The sequence below is a fragment of the Oleiphilus sp. HI0066 genome, from assembly GCF_001635725.1.
In genome coordinates this window covers 76,768-97,828 of the sequence record NZ_LWFH01000113.1, presented here as the reverse complement: position 1 = coordinate 97,828, position 21,061 = coordinate 76,768, and the positions used below count along the sequence as shown (strand labels likewise).

The following is a 21,061-nucleotide window of genomic DNA, read 5'->3' as shown; positions in this document are numbered from 1 at the left end:
TACCTGCTACGTCTATAACACCTTCTACACCGTTTGTTGCTGCATCAAAACAACCAGTACCTGAACGCGCACCACCTGCAGCTAGCGTACAAGTTACCGCATCAGCTGAAGGGTCGATTTGACCAAGGTTCATTTGCGTATTTTCAGTCAACTGAAGTGGCTCAACGATTTGAAGTAGAGCCTGGAAAGTATCAGCGTGAGCCATACCTGCGCCAAGACCTGAAACTAGAGTTGTTGCGATTGCTGCTTTTTTGAATACGTTTTTCATGGATAGTATCTCCGAACACTTATTTAGTTTTGAAATTGCTGAATTAAATTTTTATATCGTGACCTTAGGGCCATCTTGTTTGTCTCTCTTTCGAAAGACCTTTCATATTTACTACTTTCGCACTTACTGCTTGTACTGCTTGCTTCCTGCTCTTAACTGCAAGCTGCTTATATGCAGCTTTAAGCGAGGCTTGTGGCCTCTACAACATCACGATTAGATATTTCGTCACGTTGTAAGCAGCGCGTTTTTTAAAATGTTTTGCATTTCGTTTGCGCTTAATTTCAGCTTAGCTAGATCACAGAACTTGCACGCCGAAAAACAGGCCGTTTTGTAGCGAAGTGTTACAAGGTGTTTGCACAATGTGTCGATACTCGTCCGCGATGTAAAAAACGAACCTTTTTTACACAAGGTTCAGCAACAGATTGCAACAAAGCGCCGATTTATAAATTTTCGACAGACTGAATAATTACTGTTGAATGCAAATCAAGAAGAAGAGACACTGTTCAAAAATAATACTACCGCCCTTTTTAATCGTTTTTCTGAGTAAAGGTTCGACGTTGCAGCTTAAGTCTTTAACAACTTTCTTATTGGTATGTTGTCTTGCTATGTTCAACACAACGGCTAAAGCAGAGGTTACCATTACAGAGATAACCCCCATTCAATTTCCAGACGCGGTCTTAAATCCGAGCAAAACTGCTCGTCTGCGGGTGACATGGAAAGGCCAATTAAGAAATGTAAGAAACACTCAAGTACTTGGCGATGTGTATAATGAGGCGGAATTTCTAGTAACAAGTGATACGAACAATCTTATCACTGTTGATATGACGAGCGTTGGTGACGTGCCGGGCGTCATCCTCAAAACCTTTCAGTTCCGCTATAAAAACGAAACCTACACGAAGTTCCCAGTGACCGGGCTAGCTAACCCAGGGGTAGATGGCGAAATTGTGCAAGTAGGCATGCGAATTCAGTACACTAAGAACACAAGCACGGGAGGCATCACTCCCAGTTACGACATTACAATCACCGAAGAAGAACCGATCGTTGTGCCTTGATCGGCTGACGGGGACCATAATTTCCGAGGTCAGAGTACTTTTACTCCGACCCCAATATTTAATTCATTAATCTATCCAATGACTCATCATTAAGATACAGCGTGCATTTCTGCTTCGCACGCGTCACAGCGGTATATAACAAGGCGCGGGTCAGTAACTCTGGCGCATATGGCGCAAGCAACACACCAACGTGATCATATTCTGAGCCCTGACTTTTATGCACTGTCATCGCATATGCCAGATCGTACTTATCAATCTGCGAGGGCAATACTGTGATGTCGCGTCCTTCCCCACCTCGGTAAAACATCGCAACAAACTGGCTTTCGTGGTTTTGATTTACGTTTTCGATATAAAAACCCACGTCTCCATTGTACAAATCGAGTTTTGGATAATTACGCTCCAACATAATCGGCATACCGTGATACACACCAGTGCGGCTTGATGAAAATCGACTCTGTGCTTTTGTGTGAACGGCCTCGTTGAGCTGATCCGTCCCTAAAGGCCCCTGTCTCGTTGAACAAAGAATTTGGAACTGATCGAAGCATTTTTGCAGTTCAGCCAATGAGGCTTTTGTTTCAGCGAGCTCTACAAAGTCTTGATAATGAGCCATCAACGCACCGAGTTCTTGCTGGGCTCTGCCCTCAACCCAGTGGTACCTAATAGCTTCGTCAGTGTTCGTTGTCAGGAAATGACGCAAAGCCTCTACTGGCTCATCACGAATAAGGCGCGCAACATCCGCTAAAGCACCGTGAAAACGATAGCTCTTTTGCAATGTCACGAGAGGATTGATCTGTTCAGACTCCGATGGTTCAACATTCATATCAAACGGCAGTAGGTGAATTAGCTGCCCTAACTGCTCAGCAGATATGGCATTACGCTTACAGCGTTTTACCCAACGCGCAAAAAAATCGCCAGATTCCACCGCAGGCAACTGATAATGATCACCCAACAGCACTACGCACGTTTGCGGATGCAAAATCGTGCTTAAACGCTCCATTAAAGCTAAATCAATCATTGAAGATTCATCAATTACGAGCACATTTGGAATCGCTGAGGTTTCGAGCTTGCCAAACAAACGTTCGTTATCACTGAGGTAGTCATCGTCATCAAAGTCGCTCATCGACACATCGTTTTCAATCAAATATCGATGAACGGTTTTACCCCGTTTTGGCAGTGCAGAGCGTAAGTGTTGAATCAAGTCTTCTTCAAACGGCAAGCTAGACAATAAAGATTCAGCTTGAGAACTTAGCGACGATGCTAAGCGTTGTGCAGCCTTGCCAGTAGGTGCCAAGCAAACCGTCGATGACGCACGCCTACTTTCTATGCCCTTCTCTATGGCCCTCTCTATGCACTTCTCTGCAGACAAACGCGCTAAGATAATTTTTGCAGCCGTTGTCGTTTTACCCGTACCGGGCCCACCACTCACCAGCACAAGATTTGAAAGAAGTGATTGCGCAACCGCCCAAGCTTGATAATCAATGTCAGTAGAATCTAAGTCAGGAAATAAGGCATTCAATGCCTCCTTACCGCGAGCTAAATCAATAGATTCATTAGGATCCACATCAGAGGATATGTTTGACGATAGTTGATCCGACAACCATCGATCAGTTTTATCACAGAGATTCCAGAGTCGACGCAAATAGAGCTCCGCTTCATCGTTGAGAACTTTAACGAAAACACTTGAGCCCTCGCCTGAAATTAAGATCGATTCGGGCAAGGCTTGCGTCGAAGTCATCAAACTTTGATCACGATGAAACACCGTTAACGATAAATGCTCATCTAGCTCATCGAGCCTGACACACTGTTTGCCAAGGCCTGATGCGTAAGACAAAACTAAAGCTAAATCAAAAACCACTTCGAGCACAGTTGATGGCAGCGCAGAATCACTTGCGCTCAGCACTTCGTTTAATGCTGCGTCTGCCGCATAAAAATCAATCCACGACACCAACGACTCGCCGCGACGTAAACTCTGCTTTAAGAAACGTATACGCTGAGAAATGTTTGATGGAAGACTCATTGAGCACCTCCATCAGTAAAAAGCTGATCTAAACCTTCAATCAAACTCTGTTCTGGCTTTATAAAGTAAACGCCCGCTGGGTTATCTCCATCTGCGTCTAAACCAAGTCCTCTTAAAAACAAATACACTACACCACCAAAATGTGCCTGATAGCTATAAGCATTTCCCATTCGTGCTTTTAACAGACGATGAATGGCTAAGCTATACAGCAGGTATTGCACATCATAACGATGCTCATTGATCGCTGCTTCTAGTTTGTCGTGCGTATAGTTGTCTGCGCTAAAACCAAGATGATTCGATTTATAATCCAGCACAAAATAAGCGTCTTGCGCTCGGAACAATAAGTCGATCGCCCCTTTAATATGCCCTTCGAATGCTTCAAAACTCAAAGCGTCTGCATTCGGATTGTACTGACGAAGTAGCGAATTAAAGTTCGACAAAGAGAAATCATCTACCGAGAAATAAAACTTGGCTTCAACGCGATAATCGTTTTCGTCTAATTGTGCTAAAGCAATTGATGCTCCAGAAGCGCTGCCGATTTCTATCAGCGGCAGCGCAAGCACTTGTTGAACCCATTGCTCGAGATAAGCCGCCCATGCTTGTTCATGCCGCTCTGGCACTAAGGCATACTGCTGCAACAAATTACAGATGTGCTCTTCTAAATTAGTGGCTGGGACATTGGTGTTTAGCTCGCCCGTTGCGAATTCAATATCCTCGAATAAGCGGTGCAAGAAAGTACCTGCCTGACTACCCTTGGGGAAATTCATAATATCAATCGCGTTAGCTGGCGGGGCTTCGCCGAGATCATCCATTGATCGATGAGTATGCTCACTATGCGGGTTTAGTGCTCTGTGCTCATTAAGCAATCCGGTAAAGCTTTGGACCTTCCATGATTGTTTTAATTGAGGAGCGAATAACTCGTCTGAGAGCTCAGAAGCCGATTGAGAACTTTGATCAATCAACAATCGACTCGAGCGATTGAGCGCGTGTACTTCTTCAAACGTGAGATATTGATATGAAGTAGAAAAATCAGTGTGCTTCGTAAAACGAGAGATTGCGTCTTGCAGCCATCCTTTTTCAAGATCATCGGATAACTGGCCCTGTGATAACAAATAACCAAGCGCAGTGGAGTACATTTTGGGCGATCGACTCCCACTAAACTCCGCGGTGCCGATATAACAATGATATTGTGCGCGCGTTAAAGCGACATATAGTAAACGCATTTCTTCCGCTAAACGCTCTCGATCAGCCGCTGTTTGCTGTTGCTCGTTCGGCTCTAATGCTAAACATAAGCGTCCAGCCTCATCATAGAACCAAGCCTGTTGCGCATCTCTTGTCGTAAACAGAAACGGTAAAAACACAATTGGGTATTCCAAGCCCTTTGACTTATGAATCGTCACGATACGAACCAAGGCCTCGTCGCTTTCTAAACGAAGCTGATGCGTCGCGAGTTTTTCGGCTGATGGCTGCGCAGTCTGCCCAATGCACTGCCAATACCAACGTAACAAGGCGCTTTCTGATCGCAATGTGCGTGCTTTTTCTTGTAAAAGTTCAGCTAACTGACTGATGTTAGTTAGGCTGCGCTCCCAATCTAGCGTTACAGTGTCCTGTGACGTCGCCGCGTTATGCCAATGCTTTAGAATTGAAAACTCATCAATGGCTAAGCGCACCATGCTAAGCACACCAAAACGCTGCCAATGATGTTGTAGATTCTGAAAACGGTCTACCCATGTCTGTAAAGCAAACTCATCCTCTGTGATGCGAGACAGCTCGGCATCTGTTACCTGCCAAAATGGATCTTGCAGTACAGAACGTATCGCGCGCTTCTTTGTTGGGTTTTGCGCTGCCTCTAACAAAAATGCCAAAGACATAGCCTCCGCACTTTCAAACACAGAAGCATCGTCATCAAAGCAAGACTTAACACCGACCTGCGCTAGCACCTGCTTCACTTGTCGCGCTTCATTTTTAGTGCGCACAAGTATCGCTAAGTCAGAGCTATTCAGTCCTAGCGTTTTATCATTGAGTACTTCGCATACTTGCGAAGCCAACAACAAGCTTAAGCTATCCGATATATCAGCCTTTGATAAAGCCTTCCCCTCTTCATCAAATGCCTCAACTTCAGAATATCGTAAGGCACTGCCAAAAGGTGTTTCTGACGAGCCCTTTGCGGCATCGACATGAATATAGGGAATCTCTTTTTCAAGAAATGGATTGCTATGTGCACCAAACAAGGCATTTAAACTGGACACCATTTCTGTCGATGAACGCCAGTTCTTATCCATGGTAAATACACTGCCGAGCTCAGCGTTTTCTACATCATGCTTCGCACGCAGATAGGTCGCCATATCACCACCACGAAAACCATAAATCGCTTGTTTTGGGTCGCCGATTAATACAAGTGATGGAGCAATATCTAAATCATTGTTCGTGCACTCTGTGCCGAATAAGCGAGAAAATATAGGGTACTGATTCGCGTCGGTATCTTGGAATTCATCAATCAAAGCTACCTGATATTGCTTGCGCAAACTAAGCGTTAATTTCTTCGCTAGATGCTCATCATCTGTCGCCTGCTTGAGCTGCAAAATAAGATCATCAAAATCGAGTATTTGTTCAGAACGTTTGCGCGCCTCAAATATCTCATTTATCTGCTTAAACACTGCCTGAACAAATATTGGTTTCGGGTCTGCGGGTTCGTTTACAAAGTGTTTTTCTAGAAATACAAAAAAAGCATGCTCGGGTGGTTGCTTGCCCTTTTTCGTTTCACTAGGAAGATGACTTTCGAAGAATTTATCAAACTTAAGGGAGCTATCTGGCAGACCACTCGCACTATCTTCCGCCCAAGATCTAATTTTATTTAGCCAAGTTAATTTGTTGTTGAGACGAGTGAGGTCAGACTCCCCGACTAACTTCGTCGCATCATCAATATGCACCAGAACTAAGGTTTTTAAATCTTCAACCCACTGTTCTATTTGCGCATAATCATCTTGCCATTGACGTATGGGAGATAGTCCATCGTCATCAAAACTCACTGCTGGATAGATACGTTCTGGAATACGCGAGCTGAACACAGAAAGTGCCGACAGTAATGTAGCTGGGTTACCCCAATTGTTTAGCACATAGCGCAACACGCTTGGCTTCAGTTTTAAAATTTCACTACGCCAAACATCCTGACAAACCTCTAAACGCATTGGCTTAAGGTCTTCTTTAAGCTCTTGGTTCGAAGGAACATTCAAAAGCACTGAATTGTCGCGCCCGACCTTTTGACAGAAACCGTGAATCGTATGAATCTCGGCAAGATCGATACTCTGTTCGGCGATTTTTAAAGCCAATAAGCTTTGGTTTAGATTATCCAAGCGGCCAATAATATTGCGCGCTAAAGCGTCAGGAATAAGCGACTCTAATTGCGCAGCATCTATATCTGATCTGCTCTCACTTACTGCTTCACTACTGCCATCACTATCGACTTCCAGCTCATCATAAAACTCAATTAAACGCTCAAGATACTTAATGTACTGAACAATATTCGCCCGCACCCGAACACGGAGTTCTTGTGTCGCGGCATCGGTAAACGTCACTATCAAGATCTGCTCTATCTGATAGTTTTTCTCGAGAATGTAACGCAGAACCAAATTCGACAAGGCATAGGTTTTACCCGTGCCTGCACTCGCTTCAATTAAGGTAAGTCCCTCTAAAGGAAAGGTATTTAGATCTAGTGTTTCTGGCGCTAATGAGTTCATTGGAGTCTCATTCATTATCGATCCTCCTCTACCGTAATACGTTCAACGTCATCATTGGCCGCAATGTCAGAATCATCATCTTTCTTTTTGCTACGAGATTTTTTAACCGGCGCATGACGCAGAATTTGCTGCATCAACACATACTCATCTGGCTCTGGAATAAATTTGCCTAGCTCTGTGTCCTCACTCAACTCACCTAAACGATTCCATACCAACGCAGACTCATTACCGAGCTCGCATTCGTTATAAGCTTTTTCGGAACTATCAAAATACGCAAACGCTAGCTTGTAAGCCTGCTCAGGAAGAAACGGCAATGGGCTATTTGAGAATTGCACAAGGCATTGCACAAGCTCGCTCAAGTAGGTGCCAGCTTGCTCCGCAGTTAAGGCTGGGAACACAATTTGGCCCTTACGCCAGATGTTCGTTGTTTTTAGGGGAAGACTGGTCGGATTATTTTCAGCGCTAGCTTTATTCTTAGAAACGTCGTTGCCTGAATGCACATGTGCATTCCAAGCCACGTGTTTTGCCCAAGCACCGAATATCCATTTATGACAGTACTTTCCAAATCGCACATCGATGGCAGTCTCGGGGGCTAAGAACACATCTCCCTGCATTGAGCTGCCAGTTAGGTTTTCCGGTAACGTTAACTCAAATGAATAAGGAATAACTTTGCTAGCCTCAGCGTCGCATGAAGCCTTAGCAATGCGCTCGATAAAATTTCCATAACTAGATTTGAGACTGTCGAGTTTTAACTCAGCAACTAAGCCTTGTGGTAGTCGTCCAAGCAAGGCCAATTCTTTTTGTTTACGTGCTTCATCCTCTGCTCGATCGTGTAGCCAAAATGGCGCTAGCTCTTGCGCCACTTTATAAGCGTCTAAGCCAAACAAATCAAAGGGCTCGATTGCTTCCACCACCTCCTCAGCGTACGTCTTTGTAAGGCCTAACTGTGTACGATAGTAATGCAGTAAAGGGCTTGCAAAAGCTTGTTCCCAATCGCGTAAAGTGCAGTGGCCTGCGTCTTTTATTTGCGCAATAAATCTCGAAGCACTAGGTTCTGGTGACGCATCAACGTTCACATCACTGGTTTGTGGCGTGCTAAACATATCAATTTGTTCGGCCGCCTCATCCAAGATAATCGGAGCAATTTGGTCAGCAGATTCAAGGTACAACGATCGCCAAAGATTAGAGAAGCTGGGTGTCTCCGAAGTACTTTCAAAATACGAACGATGGAAAGGTTGAAGCCGATGCTCAAGGCTCAAGGCGTTTAAAAATTGCTCTTCACTTTGTTCTGAACCATCTGTAAACGTACGTACAAGTGCATCCTGTAATTCACTTACCAAAACCGATGGGAAGCGTTCGCTATTATCTTTCGCATGCTTGCCCTGATACGAAATATACAAACGATCTTGCGCAGCCAATATGGCCTCTAAAAACATATAGCGATCATCAAAACGGCGAGATCGATCTCCACGACGTTTAGGATATTGCGCAATTAAGTCGAAGCTTTGATTTAAATCATGCCGCGGATATTCACCCTCATTCATACCGAGCAAACACACCAAACGAAACGGAACAGTACGCATTGGCATCAAGTTGCAGAAGTTCATGCGCCCAGCCAGAAAACGCTGACTCACTTTCTCTTTATCAAGTTCAGTTTGAAGGATTCCGCGAATAATCGAGAACGGAATAGTCTGATCAAATTGGGTCAACATGACTTGCTCGCGGCAGCTATCTAAGGCGCGATCGATTAAGCGCTGTACTGACTCGTCTACGATATTCAAATCAAACCATTGTTGCCAAATAGCTTGAACTCGATTTATCCATATCATCGTTGGCTGTTTCCCAGAAAGCACTGACATACAGTCTTCAATCAAATCAATAATACTTGCTAGCATGCCCACTAAGTCTTGCGACTCACGTGTTCTTAGCGAAATCGGGACAAAGTCTTGCTCTACTTTCAACGCGGGCATATCACCTAGGAGATATGATTTGAGCGCACGCTGAATACCTTGCAACCAAGTATTATTGCTACCTGTTTGCTCACCACCAGACACTTGATCTCTATGTTTTTCAGACAAACCCCAACGCACATTTAAGGAACCTACCAAATGCTGCAAGCATTCTAATTGAGCATCATCCATCTCAAAGCGCGAACGCACGGCTTCGACGCTCATTAACTCTAAGAACTCATCAACGCCAAGTCGTGATTGATCAAAACTAAGCACTTTAATCAAAGACTCTAAAAGTGGCTGCTCGAAACTTAATGCATGATCAGATATGCCATACTGAATACGTTGGGTTTGGCCCGCTTTATTTTTTATCGGCTCGCCAAATACGGCATGCACTAAGGGCCCATATGACTGAATGTCAGGGGCCATTACGATGACGTCTTTGGAACTTAAGCTCGAGTCTTTATCAAAAGCGCTTAATAGATAGTCACGCAGACTTTCAAGTTCACGCAGCTTTGAATGACAGCTCGCAAACCGAATAGATTCATCATCTGAATCAAATTCGTGAGCATTGATTTGTCCATGCAATAAATCGTTTTTTAGCAAACATAGCGCCGAATGAGCATCATTCTCGGTATAAAAATCGGCATCAAATTCAGTTAAGCCGCTCTCTTCATCGTATTGATATAACTCCGCTAAATAGTTCTTCCCTAGCTGGCCGAGTGAAGCAAGAAGCGGGTGCCGATCTTCGACTTGTCCAATCGCGCCACCTTCGTTACCTATGACAGCCGACTGTTCGACCTTCATTTGTTCTTTTAGCGCATTCTTTTCAGACACAATATCTGCCCAATACGCTCTGCTCGGATTCTGAAATAAAAAATGGATATCGATGTGTTTCCCGAGCGCCAAAAACAATGGTAGCCATTGAGGAGGAATAGCCGCTAAACCAAAGATAAATAACCGTTTGGGAAGTGCTGCTTTACCTACACTGCTTTGTGCAAGATGTCTAGTTAAAGACTGCAGTTGTGCGGAACGATGATGTCGCTGATCTACGGGGATACCTGGATATAAATTCAACCAAAGTGAGCGTTGCCACGCTTCATCGCTTTCTTTGTTAATGCCACTACCAAAGTTTTTATCATTATCGATAAAACCACCCTGCTCCCAAGCATCAATCCAATCAGGCCGATAGTTTTGATAAGCATCAAAATTATCAGCGAGCAATTCACTCACCTGAAACAATATTGCTGGACTGAGTTCTGTTTGCTCGGATTCAGACCTACTTTCACGTGCAACAAGCGCTTGAATGTATTGGCGCACAGGCTGGAATTCATCGCGTTCAATTAAGTCGGGTAATTGCCGAAAAATCTCCCAACGCAGATTACTCTTCTCGAAGTGTTGAACGCTGTTTTGCTCTACAGCACCGGTGCCATCCTCTTCACCAGTAATATCTAGCTTATCCATCAAACTCCATAAAAACGCGCCGGGCATCATGCTGTCGATCATGCATGAGACACCCTGATTTGCAGAAATCTGCTGATTCAACCACACGCCCATACCATGACTCTGGGTAAGAATGATGTCGGACTCAAATGGGTCCGCGAGCGGATCTGCCCGCATAATCTCAGCAAGCACAGTCGCCAAGTTCGCAGTTTTGTTAGAGGGGTAAAGATAGAGCATGACAGTCCTTGCCGAATTGAACAGTCAGTATAACGAGATTGGACTGAAGTGTTCTATATCGAAGCAAAGGCGTAATGAGAAGTTAAGAAATGAGTGCCAACTTGCCTACTGCTTTTAGACAAAAGCAGAAGTACTTCGAGCTAAGCGATTAGAAATTCAATGGCAGGCCTATCACCTGCAGCCCCATTAATATATTCCCTTTAAAAAGCGCCCTAAATCTCCTTTTAGCAGAGCGCCCTAATTGTTATATTTAAACTAGCTACACTCATCGCAACAAAGGATTGCTCGCTCTATGAATATCGTTCTTGAATACCTTTTCTCTGTCCAAGCGGCTGTACTAGTCGCCATCCTTATTGTCTTAAAATTAGGCATCAAATTTGTACCTCAGAACAGAGCTTACATCGTCGAGCGCTTTGGTAAGTATAATCGAACGATCGAAGCTGGTATCAATATGATTGTACCATTTATAGATAGTGTAGCGCATGATCGCTCATTGAAAGAGCAGGCTGTTGACGTTCCTAGCCAAGGCGCTATCACCAAAGACAATATCTCTCTGACGGTAGATGGTGTGCTGTATTTTAGAGTACTCGATCCTTATAAGGCGTCTTATGGTGTTGAAGATTATGCCTTTGCGGTGACCCAACTTGCGCAAACCACGATGCGTTCAGAGATCGGTAAGATAGAGCTCGATAAAACATTTGAGGAACGTGATCAACTCAATGCCAATATCGTCAACTCTATTAACCAAGCGGCTGAGCCGTGGGGTGTTCAGGTTTTACGCTACGAGATAAAAGACATTGTTCCTCCACAAAGCGTGATGTCGAGTATGGAAGCGCAAATGCGTGCCGAACGTGAGCGCCGCGCTAAAATTCTAGAGTCGGAAGGTGATCGACAAGCGGAAATCAACCGTGCTGAAGGTGAGAAAAGAGCACAGGTTCTTGCTGCAGAAGCGGAAAAACAACAACAGATCTTAACTGCCGAAGGTGAAGCGCAAGCGATTATTCGCGTAGCCGAAGCGCAGGCTGCGGCTTTGCAAAAAATTGGTAATATCGCCGTCACCAATGAAGGCAGCTCAGCTATTCAATTAGAATTGGCGCAAAAAGCAATCGCAGCAAAAGAGGCGATTGCCAAAGAATCTTCTGTGGTATTGTTACCCGATGGGAATACAGAAGCGGCTTCTGTCGTTGCTCAAGTTCTGTCTATCGCGGATTCTTTGAAAAAGTAAGAGACTTCAATGCCTGAACTATTTACGAGTTTGCCAACATTATTATCTTTTGTTGGCGTTGCGCTGATCATCATAGAAATATTGGTACTGGGTTTCAGTAGTATTTTCCTGATTTTCGTGGCTGTTGCATGTTTTACTACGGCTGTATTAATGTCGATCGGTCTGTTTGAGCATTCGATTTTGAACGCCTCTGTCTCTGTCGCGATCTTCTCCTTTGTTTGGGCCTTATTTCTGTGGAAACCATTGAGAAAGTTGCAGCAACGTCAGCAAAGTCCTGAAGATCAGCCGAATAGTTTTAGTGGCGTTACGTTCTTCCTTTCTGAAGACTTGGCCCCAAGTACTTTTATAGTGCAAGAGTACAGTGGTATTAATTGGCAAGTATTCTTGACCCCAGATCAGTCTCAAGTTCTTGGGAAAGGAACGGAAGTTCAAGTGGTTAAATCAGAGGTCGGGAAGATGTACGTGAAGGCTATTACTCGCTAGTTTCTTTCGCCGCTTGCTGATGCTTGGAAAATGAAACGGATATATAAACTTCCATCCCCACTGTTGTACCGGACAGTGAAGCGTGTTCTCAATGCCCGAAAATAGACATTAGGCGACCTTGGTTCAGTTCCCTTGCCTATGCCTGCTTCAATAGGAAAGTAGAAATCATCGAAAGCTCTTTACTCACATAAGTCTTAGGTAATCAAAGCGCTATTGAGCGTGCTTGTTTAAACCACGCAAGGAAGTGAATTGTGCTCGTTTAGCACCCGAGGGAACATGAAAAATCGAATGAAATCAAAGTTTTGAGTTATTCTGTGGGTTACATACGAGACCCCTCACTATTTCTACATACGTGACCCCTCATATGTGTGATAAAGAAATGAGCGAGATTCGAGTTTTTTCTTTTAAAAACATCGTAGTATATGGGAAAGGAAAGAGACTACCTGTCATACATATGAGGGGGGGCTCACTATACAAATGTTAAATGCCAAGGAGGCACCGTGTATAAATCAGAGTTCGAAAAGGCAGTATTGAGAACAAAAGAGTTTAATTTGATATGTCCGGAAATCATATTTTCTGAGGGCGTACTGCTTACCCATGAGAAAATGCAAAAGTTTCCTTATGTATTGAGAGATACAGTTGGTGAAATTGGTGTTGAAGAAGTTGTGGCTCAATGCCTATCAATTCACTACCGGTTGGCTGATGTAATAGCAGAGTTATTTGATACAGCATGCTATTTTACAATCGGGTATGTAGAAACCGTTGAGCGCTTAATGTTCCATCAAAGCGAACAGGATCTTAAAACAGTATTACAATCAGGGGTCAATGGTTCATCTTTAAATATACATGCTTGGTTAACATTGCCCACTATGGAGATTATGGATTTTTCGTTACCTACCAGCTATGCAATCTTGAACAAGAAGGAAGAAGGTATTGGCGGCTTAATCGCGACCCATGCAGATACCCTTACTGGCGGCATGAAATATCATCCAATGTTGGTTGGCGAGGATTTTCTACGTAAATCTGGTGGGCTAGTTGAGTTCGGCATTTAACAAGCGCTGTTGGCGGACTGGTCTTCCGCTGCGCTCCAAACCAGCCTCAAATGCGGGCGTTAGAATTCACTGAAGAAATATAGTATGGACGAGAAACTACAAGATATATTCTCAAATATTAATGATTGGTTGAAGTTTGCCGAGGCAAAATCAGCAACACTCATTGCTTGCAATGGTGCTCTCATTTTCGGAATAAGCAGGCTTATAAACTCTTACGAGCCAAAAGGTGCATGCCTGATATATTTGATTGTGGTAGCAGTACTCTGCGTGTTGTCCATATCAATTTGCTTTCTCTCGATTATCCCCTCGCTTTCCATGCCTTGGGAGAAAAAACCAAGTGGAGTTAGCGACAAAGACAATCTGATGTATTTTTCTGATATTGCTAAATATACGCCATTGGCTTACTTAAACGTTTTGAAGACTAAATTGGAATTGAAGGATTTCGAGGTTACTGGATATCAGAAAGATTTATCTAACCAAATAATTATCAACTCAGTTATAGCTGATAGAAAATATCGAGCTTTTCAAAAAGCTATTTGGCTGACATTGGCGGCTGTAATATCTCCTGTGTTAGCACTTTTAATTTATCTATTTAGGGCGAAGTAATGAAGGAAGGGATTGTTTCAAAGGTAAAAGAGATTATTGATAACGCTTTTGAAGTTACGGATATTATTGATGTGCCTGACATTGACGATACTCGCCTGACATTTGGTAATAAAGGCCTTAGGTTTGAAGCAACAACACTTTATATTGATATGAGGGGCTCGACTTCGGTTCTAAATAATCACAACAGAACTACTGTTGCAAAGATACATAAAGCTTATTTCCACACAATCGTGACTGTCGCTAAAAGCCTAGGTGGTGAGGTAAGAAGCTTTAATGGCGATGGAATGCTGGTCTTTTTTCAAGGCACATCAAAAATCACATTAAGTAATGCTGTTGAGTCTGCCATGAAGATGAAATGGCTATTGTCATCTTCAGACTCCGAAGTAAAGAAGAAAATGGAGAAGTTCTCATCCGTTGATTTTGGCATAGGCATTGATGACGGAAAAATTGTTTGTGCAAAAGTTGGTATAGCTGGTGCAAATAATAGAGATTTGGTATGGGTTGGCAATGCAGTTAATAAGTCCGTAAAGGTTGGAGACAAATTGCATGGCAACATTGGCATATCCTCTTATGTATATGCCAATTTGCAAGATCGAGTAAAATACGCGATAGAGAAAGATATGTGGGGTAATGAGGTTCAAAAGGATATGTGGCAGTCAGCCTATTTTGAATACAATGGGAAGCAAGAGCTCTACTACTACACCACATACCATTGGAAAGTGAACTAATTCTAACAAGCGCATGTTGCCTGACTGGTTTTCCGCTGCGCTCCAAACCAGCCTCAAATGCGGGCGTTCATGTCTGCTTGCTAAATAAACCTGCCCAAATAAAGCCTGATATTTCTCCCAACTTGATGTCCGCAATTGTCTATTTGCGAATGGAAAACCAATGTCCGCTTTTCATTCTTTCCAGTCTATATCGGTGGCTTTAGATACTGAAGCAAAGAATCACGCCGCCTCTATATCAAACGGTGAAACATGAAGTGCATCTTTGTTCTGTCTCGCCAGCCACAGATCATAGGCGTTTTGTAGACGCAGCCAATGGTCTGCAGAAGGCTTTCCAAAAGCTAGCTCTAGCCTTACTGCCATTTCTGGCGTTAAAGATCCGCGTGCATTTAGAACCTTAGATAAAGTTTTTCGGCTCACATCTAGATGACTTGCCACGTCTGTTATCGTTAATCCAAGAGATTCGATAACGAGTTCTTTTAATACCTCACCGGGGTGAGCGGGATTAAACATAGACATTAGTGGTAATCCTCGTAATTCACGATCTCAACATCACGGCCATCAAAGCGATAAGTCACTCGCCAGTTGCCACTTACTCTTACTGACCACACACCCTTACGCGCACCTTTTAACGGGTGCATATGCAGACCGGGCAAATCCATATCATCGGGACATTCAGCCTGATCAAGGTTAGTCAGAATCAAACGAAGCTTCTTCTCATGTTTTTTCTGGATGCCGGAGGTACTTCCAGAGTCATAAAACTTCTGAAGCCCTTTGTGGAGGAAGCTTTTAATCATGGCGCAAGTGTAACCCAAAAGGTTTCAGCATGCCAAACTTTAGTATTGTCCATAATGTTTCTCGTGCTTGATCGATAAGGCACATTAATGAACGAAGTTTTGGAGGTAAGTTATGTATTTCTCTGAGAAAAAATCGAAACGCGAACCTTGGAACAAAGGGAAACTGGTAGGCCAAAAACTACCATTGAAACAAGAGCACATATGGGCAATCAGAACACGGCTGGAGATGGCTGGAAAACTAAGAGACTTAGCGTTATTTAACTTGGCTTTAGACAGCAAACTACGCGGATGCGACTTGGTTAAACTCATGGTTCGAGATATCGCCCGTAATTCCGAAGTGATGGTTAGAGCGCAAGTCATCCAACAAAAGACACAACATCCAGTCGTTTTTGAAATCACAAGAAAGACCCGAGAGACAATAGCGAACTGGATTGAAAGTCGTTCGCTAAGCTCCCTAGAGTATCTATTTCCTAGCAGATCAAAATTAGGAGGACATATTACAACTCGTCATTATGGCCGTATCGTAAAAAGCTGGGTGACTAGCATAGATCTCGATCCAAGCGCATACGGCACTCATAGTATGCGCCGTACTAAAGCGTCAATAATATACAAGCAAACTAAAAATCTACGCGCAGTTCAAATACTACTTGGCCATACGAGCCTTGAAAGTACAGTCAGATACTTAGGCGTTGAAGTTGATGACGCATTAGAGCTTGCGCAGAACATAGAGATCTAAATCCCCTCATTCCACAGGGCTATTTGCGGGTAGCCCTTTCTAACCCGATACTGAGTCAGGTCTGATCGAGATGCTGGACATAAGAAGCTCTTTCAACTCATCTTGGATGACTAACCAAAGTGTCTCATAGCTTAGAGAAAAACAAGTATGTAAAGACTACTATCGCTGCCACTGTTACTAAGCGTGTAAAAAATGCACATCTACCTTTAGCGGTCTCGTCAAAATCGCTGTATACCGGAGGTACTTTTTCGAACCCAAAACTTACATAGTAACCTTTGTTCAAAATGATTCCCCAAGCTGGGTAAATTACTGTACATAAAAGAAAAAAGACTCTAAATAGAAAGGACTTTAATTCAAAATCTAGGTACGAACGATAGAAGAAACTAGTTAATACGATGGTTGCTAAGAGTAAGAATAGTCCGTTGCGAAATTTTGGCGTGAAATTCATATTACAAACGAAATGTTAATTAAGATGGCTGACTCTGCGATGGATCGTTTAGTCTGACTTTTGGAGCAATCGTTTATAGTTTTGTTGGATAATTTCATTGTTTTTTTAGGCTTTTGAAATATAAGAGGTCTGCAGCTAGGACACTAAGGAATACGAGGGGCAAAGTTATCTGTGCGGGATAACCCCTTAGCGAAACTGTATTTCGAATCAATATCGAATCGTTTTCAATGTAATCGAAAGCCAGTACGAAAAACAATAGATTGAAACAGCATAAAATAAGCAGGGTGGAAAAAGATTTACTGCCTTTTGGTGTTTCGTTCACCCTAATTCCTCAATTTGTTGAACACATATTAACGGCAACTGAGTCTACCGAAGTGTTCCTCTTACTTGAATAAGCAGACCTACACGTAAGACTTGAATCAACAGCCGCTTCTGTCTAATTCCGTGCATTGCACTTTAAACCATAGATTGCCGCCTGCGCGGCAATGACGGATTGGAACGAAACTTAAATCCCGTTGAGCACGCAAGCGATTAAGGTGAATTGCTCGCAGAGCAAGAGAAGATGCCCTGGGGTACCGGGTCGCCTTTAGATGAGGGTGAATTGCGAAGCAAGAAAGGCTGGCATGTGCCATCTTAAGACCTTTGGCGAAACAAAGGTCTTAAGGCGCTGTAGGTTGCCACCGACAGGAAAAAAAGAATTAGCCTGTCTTTATCCCAGAAAAACTTTAGTGCACGCTTCTGTGTACGGAATGACGGTGCAGAGACAGACCGTTTCTGCCCAATTCCAAACACCCAGAATTAACTCAGAGCCTCCCTTAAGCCGTTTGCCACCAGCCTAATTCTGAATGTTCGTTTTCTGGCTGATCCCATCCACCGCGAACTAATTCGCCCAGGATTAAATCTGAATCTATTTGTTTCACGAATTGAGCAGCCTTAAGCGCATCGTCTCGGTTAATGTCGACAGCATCATCGTCCTCAGCATTTACATACGCAGATACCGAAGAGACTTTTCTTACGCCCGCCTCTGATGCAATAGCAATCTCAAAACAAACATCGCTACCTTGTATCACATAGCCATGCTCTTTCTCTTGCGTGATAATTTTGTATTCGCTCATATTTTGTTTAATTTCCTAACTCATCTTGATCAGCTAATGAAAAAAGCCCAGTTCCTTTCGGGACTGGGCTTTTTATTTTCAAAGTCTGTCTTAGCTTCTAACTTTCAAGACAGACATTTAGATCACTTACGACAAATCACGACCTTTGCCTGCGGCGATACGCAAACGAAGCGCATTTAGCTTGATAAAGCCATCTGCATCTTTCTGATCGTATGCACCAGCATCATCTTCAAATGTCGCGATGCTTTCGTCGAACAAGGTATCTTCTGACTTACGACCAACAACGATGACGTTGCCTTTGTAAAGTTTCAAACGCACAACACCGTTCACGTAAGTTTGTGTCTCGTCGATCAATGCTTGAAGCGCTTTACGCTCTGGTGACCACCAGTATCCGTTGTATACAAGCTCTGCATACTTAGGCATCACACTGTCTTTAAGGTGCGCAGCTTCTTTGTCTAGCGTGATTGATTCGATCGCACGGTGTGCTTTAAGCATGATGGTGCCACCAGGTGTCTCATAACAACCACGTGACTTCATACCAACATAACGGTTTTCTACGATGTCTAAACGACCAATGCCGTTTGCGCCACCCACTTCATTCAAGTGCGCTAGCACTTCTGCAGGAGTCATCGCTTTCCCGTCAACCTCAGTAATATCACCCTTCTCGTAAGTTAGGTCGATATAGGTTGCTTTATCGGGTGCATTTTCAGGAGATACAGACCAACGCCACATATCTTCTTCTGCTTCTGCCCAAGGATCTTCAAGAATGTCACCTTCGTATGAGATGTGAAGGAGGTTCGCATCCATTGAGTATGGTGATTTACCTTTCTTCGTTTCGATCTCAATACCGTGTTTTTCACAGTAAGCAAGAAGGCTTTCACGGGAGTTAAGATCCCATTCACGCCAAGGCGCAATCACTTGCACACCAGGCTTAAGTGCATATGCACCTAATTCAAAACGAATTTGGTCGTTGCCTTTACCGGTCGCACCGTGAGAGATCGCGTCTGCACCTGTTTCATTCGCAATTTCAATGAGCCGTTTTGCGATAAGGGGCCGAGCAATAGAAGTGCCTAGAAGGTATTCACCTTCATAGATGGTGTTCGCGCGGAACATTGGGTATACGAAATCACGTACAAACTCTTCACGGACATCTTCGATGTAGATTTCTTTAACACCTAGCGCTTCAGCTTTTGCGCGCGCTGGCTCGACTTCTTCACCTTGTCCCAAGTCTGCAGTATAAGTGACTACTTCGCAGTTATATTCTTCTTGTAACCATTTTACGATTACAGAAGTATCTAGGCCGCCAGAATACGCTAACACGACCTTATTTATACTCGACATAAAGGCTCCCAAAACCTGTTATAGATTTTGCTTATATTAAAAAAGGGGTGCGTATTCTACAGAAAGGAGTGATGGAAAAACAACCAAAAACAACAACTTAATTCAGCTCACCCTCAGGATTTTCTTTTGAAGGCAAAGAAAGCTGCTCTCCGCGCACTAAACGAACGGTACTTCGGCGGTTTTTCGCTTTATTTTTTGAGTTTTTATTACCTGCGACGGGATAGCGTTCGCCATGATAGCGAGTCTGTATCATCTCTGAATTGATGCCGCTTTTTGTCAGATAAGCTGTCACCGCTTCGGCACGCATTTTCGATAATCGACGATTATAAATCCTACGCCCCGTTGAATCGGTGTGGCCATCCACATAGACCGCAGTGACGTTGCTGTCGGCGCGAACATAAAGAACCACCATATCTAAACGCGCTTTATCTTCTTTCAGAAGAATCGCTTTGTCTGATTCAAAGTGCACACGAGTTCTCTCGACTTGTCGGAAGTTAACCGGCAGCAAAGATGATATGCAGTCTAAATAAGCTTCATAAACATTGGCAAAGCCGATACTACTTAGGGATAAACGCACTGAGGCATCGCTATACCACGACTGACGCGTGAACGTAGGCATCATTCCTTCTAACAGACCTTTCATTAGATCGTGTGAACGACGACTTTCTACTTTTAAAGGCTTATCGCCTTGCACAACGTCAACATAGCCTAAGTCGCGAATCGCCTGCCCCGGCCTCCAGTCTGAAGCTTCTACGACCAAAGCAGCCTTGCCTGGCTTCATTGGATTGGAATTGGTTTGCGAATAGAAATACAGATCTTCACCGGCCTCATGATAGAAAATGCCTTGGCCATAACGGGGAATATCATGAATCACGCTGCATTCAAAAATACTGGTGGAGATATACCAAGCACTGCGCTCCATAGGAGCAAGGTAACGCAATTCTTGTTCAGCGTAAGTTGCCGAGGAAAGCATTAAACCTAAGAGTATTGATAAATATTTAAACATCTAATTCATCTGTTATTGGGCGCGTTTACGCCGTAATAGGCAATTCTTTGCCGTGGAGATCCCAAATCTCAAATAAGCTCTGTTATACTCGTTTGCGCGAGTGACAGTAGTAAGGGCAAAGCGTGTCAGGATCTAATTCCACAATGCAAGAACATAATAACGATCAAGATAGCAATTCTCATTCCATTTCAGCGAGATTTCGCGGGTTCTTACCAGTTGTTGTCGACGTCGAAACAGCCGGCTTTAACTCTCAAACTGATGCTCTACTTGAAATAGCCGCTGTGATACTAGACATGAATAGTGACGGACAACTGTACTGCAAGGAGACCGTTCATTGTAATGTTGAGCCTTTTAAAGGCGCCAACCTTGAAAAGTCTGCGCTCGAATTCACAGGCATTGATCCCTACTCACCCTACAGAAACGCACAACCTGAAAAGCTCGCGCTCGACAAAATTTTTACGCCAATACGCCGCGCTGTAAAAAATACCGGGTGTACGCGTGCTATTTTAGTTGGCCATAATTCGTCGTTTGATCACAATTTTGTATTTGCTGCTGCAGAACGCACAGGCATCAAACGCAACCCGTTCCACCCTTTCTCAAGCTTCGATACCAACACTCTTTCGGCCTTGGCCTTTGGGCAAACAGTTCTAGCTAAAGCATGCTCTGCCGCCGGAATCGCTTTTGATGGACACGAAGCACACTCTGCAAAATACGACACAGAGAAAACAGCTGAGCTGTTTTGTACCATCATCAATAAATGGTCAAAACTTGGGGGTTGGCCACTTGATCAAAAGATCGGTATTTAAGAGTCTTCGACGCACAAA

17 protein-coding genes are annotated in these 21,061 nt (G+C 43.6%); 8 read left to right on the top strand and 9 right to left on the bottom strand.

All coding sequences use genetic code 11. The annotated features are described in order from the left end of the window. The coding region (locus tag A3738_RS02090; RefSeq protein WP_156503885.1) for a DUF4402 domain-containing protein at window positions 1–268 on the bottom strand (268 nt) is incomplete at its 3' end. 605 nt (window positions 269–873) lie between these two features. Between A3738_RS02090 and A3738_RS02085 the strand changes: the two genes are divergently transcribed. Next, window positions 874–1,320, top strand: a complete 447-nt coding sequence (locus A3738_RS02085) for a hypothetical protein (RefSeq protein WP_068502845.1) — start codon at window positions 874–876, stop codon at window positions 1,318–1,320. Between the two features lie 58 nt (window positions 1,321–1,378). Here the strand turns inward: A3738_RS02085 and recD are convergent, their stop codons facing one another. Genes recD through recC form a run of 3 tightly spaced genes read right to left on the bottom strand, consistent with a single transcriptional unit; the run spans window position 1,379 to window position 10,703 of the window. Next, complete coding sequence (recD, locus tag A3738_RS02080) at window positions 1,379–3,337, bottom strand: exodeoxyribonuclease V subunit alpha (protein WP_068502840.1); 1,959 nt, start codon at window positions 3,335–3,337, stop codon at window positions 1,379–1,381. Further along, a complete protein-coding gene (recB, locus tag A3738_RS02075; RefSeq protein ID WP_068502838.1) occupies window positions 3,334–7,089 on the bottom strand; it encodes an exodeoxyribonuclease V subunit beta in 3,756 nt (1,251 codons plus the stop codon). Before recB ends, recD begins: the two co-directional genes overlap by 4 nt. After that, the gene (gene recC / locus A3738_RS02070; RefSeq protein WP_068502835.1) at window positions 7,089–10,703 is read right to left on the bottom strand and encodes an exodeoxyribonuclease V subunit gamma; all 3,615 of its coding nucleotides are present in this window, start codon (window positions 10,701–10,703) and stop codon (window positions 7,089–7,091) included. The genes recB and recC overlap by 1 nt, the downstream gene beginning before the upstream one ends. 292 nt (window positions 10,704–10,995) lie before the next feature. Here recC and A3738_RS02065 point away from each other — a divergent pair, with 292 nt between their 5' ends. The 5 genes from A3738_RS02065 to A3738_RS02045 all read left to right on the top strand — a co-directional run bounded on the left by A3738_RS02065 (window position 10,996) and on the right by A3738_RS02045 (window position 14,797). Continuing rightward, a complete protein-coding gene (locus A3738_RS02065) occupies window positions 10,996–11,928 on the top strand; it encodes an SPFH domain-containing protein (protein ID WP_068482064.1) in 933 nt (310 codons plus the stop codon). Between the two features lie 9 nt (window positions 11,929–11,937). Continuing rightward, complete coding sequence (locus A3738_RS02060) at window positions 11,938–12,411, top strand: NfeD family protein (RefSeq protein WP_068502832.1); 474 nt, start codon at window positions 11,938–11,940, stop codon at window positions 12,409–12,411. Between the two features lie 500 nt (window positions 12,412–12,911). Next, window positions 12,912–13,463, top strand: a complete 552-nt coding sequence (locus A3738_RS02055; protein ID WP_068500346.1) for a hypothetical protein — start codon at window positions 12,912–12,914, stop codon at window positions 13,461–13,463. 84 nt (window positions 13,464–13,547) lie between these two features. Continuing rightward, on the top strand, window positions 13,548–14,069 hold the full coding sequence (locus A3738_RS02050) for a Pycsar system effector family protein (RefSeq protein ID WP_068500344.1): 522 nt from the start codon (window positions 13,548–13,550) through the stop codon (window positions 14,067–14,069). After that, on the top strand, window positions 14,069–14,797 hold the full coding sequence (locus A3738_RS02045) for an adenylate/guanylate cyclase domain-containing protein (RefSeq protein WP_068502828.1): 729 nt from the start codon (window positions 14,069–14,071) through the stop codon (window positions 14,795–14,797). Before A3738_RS02050 ends, A3738_RS02045 begins: the two co-directional genes overlap by 1 nt. Before the next feature lie 219 nt (window positions 14,798–15,016). On the opposite strand, the gene A3738_RS02040 is transcribed toward A3738_RS02045, so the two are convergent. Together A3738_RS02040 and A3738_RS02035 are read right to left on the bottom strand one after the other, a co-directional pair. After that, complete coding sequence (locus A3738_RS02040; protein WP_068502825.1) at window positions 15,017–15,313, bottom strand: HigA family addiction module antitoxin; 297 nt, start codon at window positions 15,311–15,313, stop codon at window positions 15,017–15,019. After that, on the bottom strand, window positions 15,313–15,591 hold the full coding sequence (locus tag A3738_RS02035) for a type II toxin-antitoxin system RelE/ParE family toxin (protein WP_068501247.1): 279 nt from the start codon (window positions 15,589–15,591) through the stop codon (window positions 15,313–15,315). The genes A3738_RS02040 and A3738_RS02035 overlap by 1 nt, the downstream gene beginning before the upstream one ends. 112 nt (window positions 15,592–15,703) lie before the next feature. Between A3738_RS02035 and A3738_RS02030 the strand changes: the two genes are divergently transcribed. Further along, window positions 15,704–16,327, top strand: a complete 624-nt coding sequence (locus A3738_RS02030; RefSeq protein ID WP_068501250.1) for a tyrosine-type recombinase/integrase — start codon at window positions 15,704–15,706, stop codon at window positions 16,325–16,327. Between the two features lie 1,263 nt (window positions 16,328–17,590). Here A3738_RS02030 and A3738_RS02025 read toward each other — a convergent pair. The 3 genes from A3738_RS02025 to A3738_RS02015 all read right to left on the bottom strand — a co-directional run bounded on the left by A3738_RS02025 (window position 17,591) and on the right by A3738_RS02015 (window position 20,237). Beyond that, a complete protein-coding gene (locus A3738_RS02025; protein ID WP_068501252.1) occupies window positions 17,591–17,890 on the bottom strand; it encodes a hypothetical protein in 300 nt (99 codons plus the stop codon). A 126-nt stretch (window positions 17,891–18,016) separates the two neighbouring features. After that, on the bottom strand, window positions 18,017–19,231 hold the full coding sequence (locus A3738_RS02020) for an argininosuccinate synthase (protein ID WP_068479331.1): 1,215 nt from the start codon (window positions 19,229–19,231) through the stop codon (window positions 18,017–18,019). A 97-nt stretch (window positions 19,232–19,328) separates the two neighbouring features. Beyond that, window positions 19,329–20,237 carry an OmpA family protein gene (locus A3738_RS02015; RefSeq protein WP_068482024.1) on the bottom strand — a complete coding sequence of 303 codons (909 nt, stop codon included), beginning with the start codon at window positions 20,235–20,237 and terminating at the stop codon, window positions 19,329–19,331. Between the two features lie 143 nt (window positions 20,238–20,380). Here A3738_RS02015 and rnt point away from each other — a divergent pair, with 143 nt between their 5' ends. Beyond that, window positions 20,381–21,043 carry a ribonuclease T gene (gene rnt / locus A3738_RS02010; RefSeq protein ID WP_068482021.1) on the top strand — a complete coding sequence of 221 codons (663 nt, stop codon included), beginning with the start codon at window positions 20,381–20,383 and terminating at the stop codon, window positions 21,041–21,043. Window positions 21,044–21,061: the final 18 nt, after the last annotated feature.

What these genes read in the sequence shown, in the direction of transcription:
- A3738_RS02085 (WP_068502845.1), top strand. Translation starts at nt 874, where the DNA reads ATGTTCAACACAACGGCTAAAGCAGAGGTTACCATTACAGAGATAACC.
- recD (WP_068502840.1), bottom strand. Translation starts at nt 3,337, where the DNA reads ATGAGTCTTCCATCAAACATTTCTCAGCGTATACGTTTCTTAAAGCAG.
- recB (WP_068502838.1), bottom strand. Translation starts at nt 7,089, where the DNA reads ATGAATGAGACTCCAATGAACTCATTAGCGCCAGAAACACTAGATCTA.
- recC (WP_068502835.1), bottom strand. Translation starts at nt 10,703, where the DNA reads ATGCTCTATCTTTACCCCTCTAACAAAACTGCGAACTTGGCGACTGTG.
- A3738_RS02065 (WP_068482064.1), top strand. Translation starts at nt 10,996, where the DNA reads ATGAATATCGTTCTTGAATACCTTTTCTCTGTCCAAGCGGCTGTACTA.
- A3738_RS02060 (WP_068502832.1), top strand. Translation starts at nt 11,938, where the DNA reads ATGCCTGAACTATTTACGAGTTTGCCAACATTATTATCTTTTGTTGGC.
- A3738_RS02050 (WP_068500344.1), top strand. Translation starts at nt 13,548, where the DNA reads ATGGACGAGAAACTACAAGATATATTCTCAAATATTAATGATTGGTTG.
- A3738_RS02045 (WP_068502828.1), top strand. Translation starts at nt 14,069, where the DNA reads ATGAAGGAAGGGATTGTTTCAAAGGTAAAAGAGATTATTGATAACGCT.
- A3738_RS02040 (WP_068502825.1), bottom strand. Translation starts at nt 15,313, where the DNA reads ATGTCTATGTTTAATCCCGCTCACCCCGGTGAGGTATTAAAAGAACTC.
- A3738_RS02035 (WP_068501247.1), bottom strand. Translation starts at nt 15,591, where the DNA reads ATGATTAAAAGCTTCCTCCACAAAGGGCTTCAGAAGTTTTATGACTCT.
- A3738_RS02030 (WP_068501250.1), top strand. Translation starts at nt 15,704, where the DNA reads ATGTATTTCTCTGAGAAAAAATCGAAACGCGAACCTTGGAACAAAGGG.
- A3738_RS02025 (WP_068501252.1), bottom strand. Translation starts at nt 17,890, where the DNA reads ATGAGCGAATACAAAATTATCACGCAAGAGAAAGAGCATGGCTATGTG.
- A3738_RS02020 (WP_068479331.1), bottom strand. Translation starts at nt 19,231, where the DNA reads ATGTCGAGTATAAATAAGGTCGTGTTAGCGTATTCTGGCGGCCTAGAT.
- A3738_RS02015 (WP_068482024.1), bottom strand. Translation starts at nt 20,237, where the DNA reads ATGTTTAAATATTTATCAATACTCTTAGGTTTAATGCTTTCCTCGGCA.
- rnt (WP_068482021.1), top strand. Translation starts at nt 20,381, where the DNA reads ATGCAAGAACATAATAACGATCAAGATAGCAATTCTCATTCCATTTCA.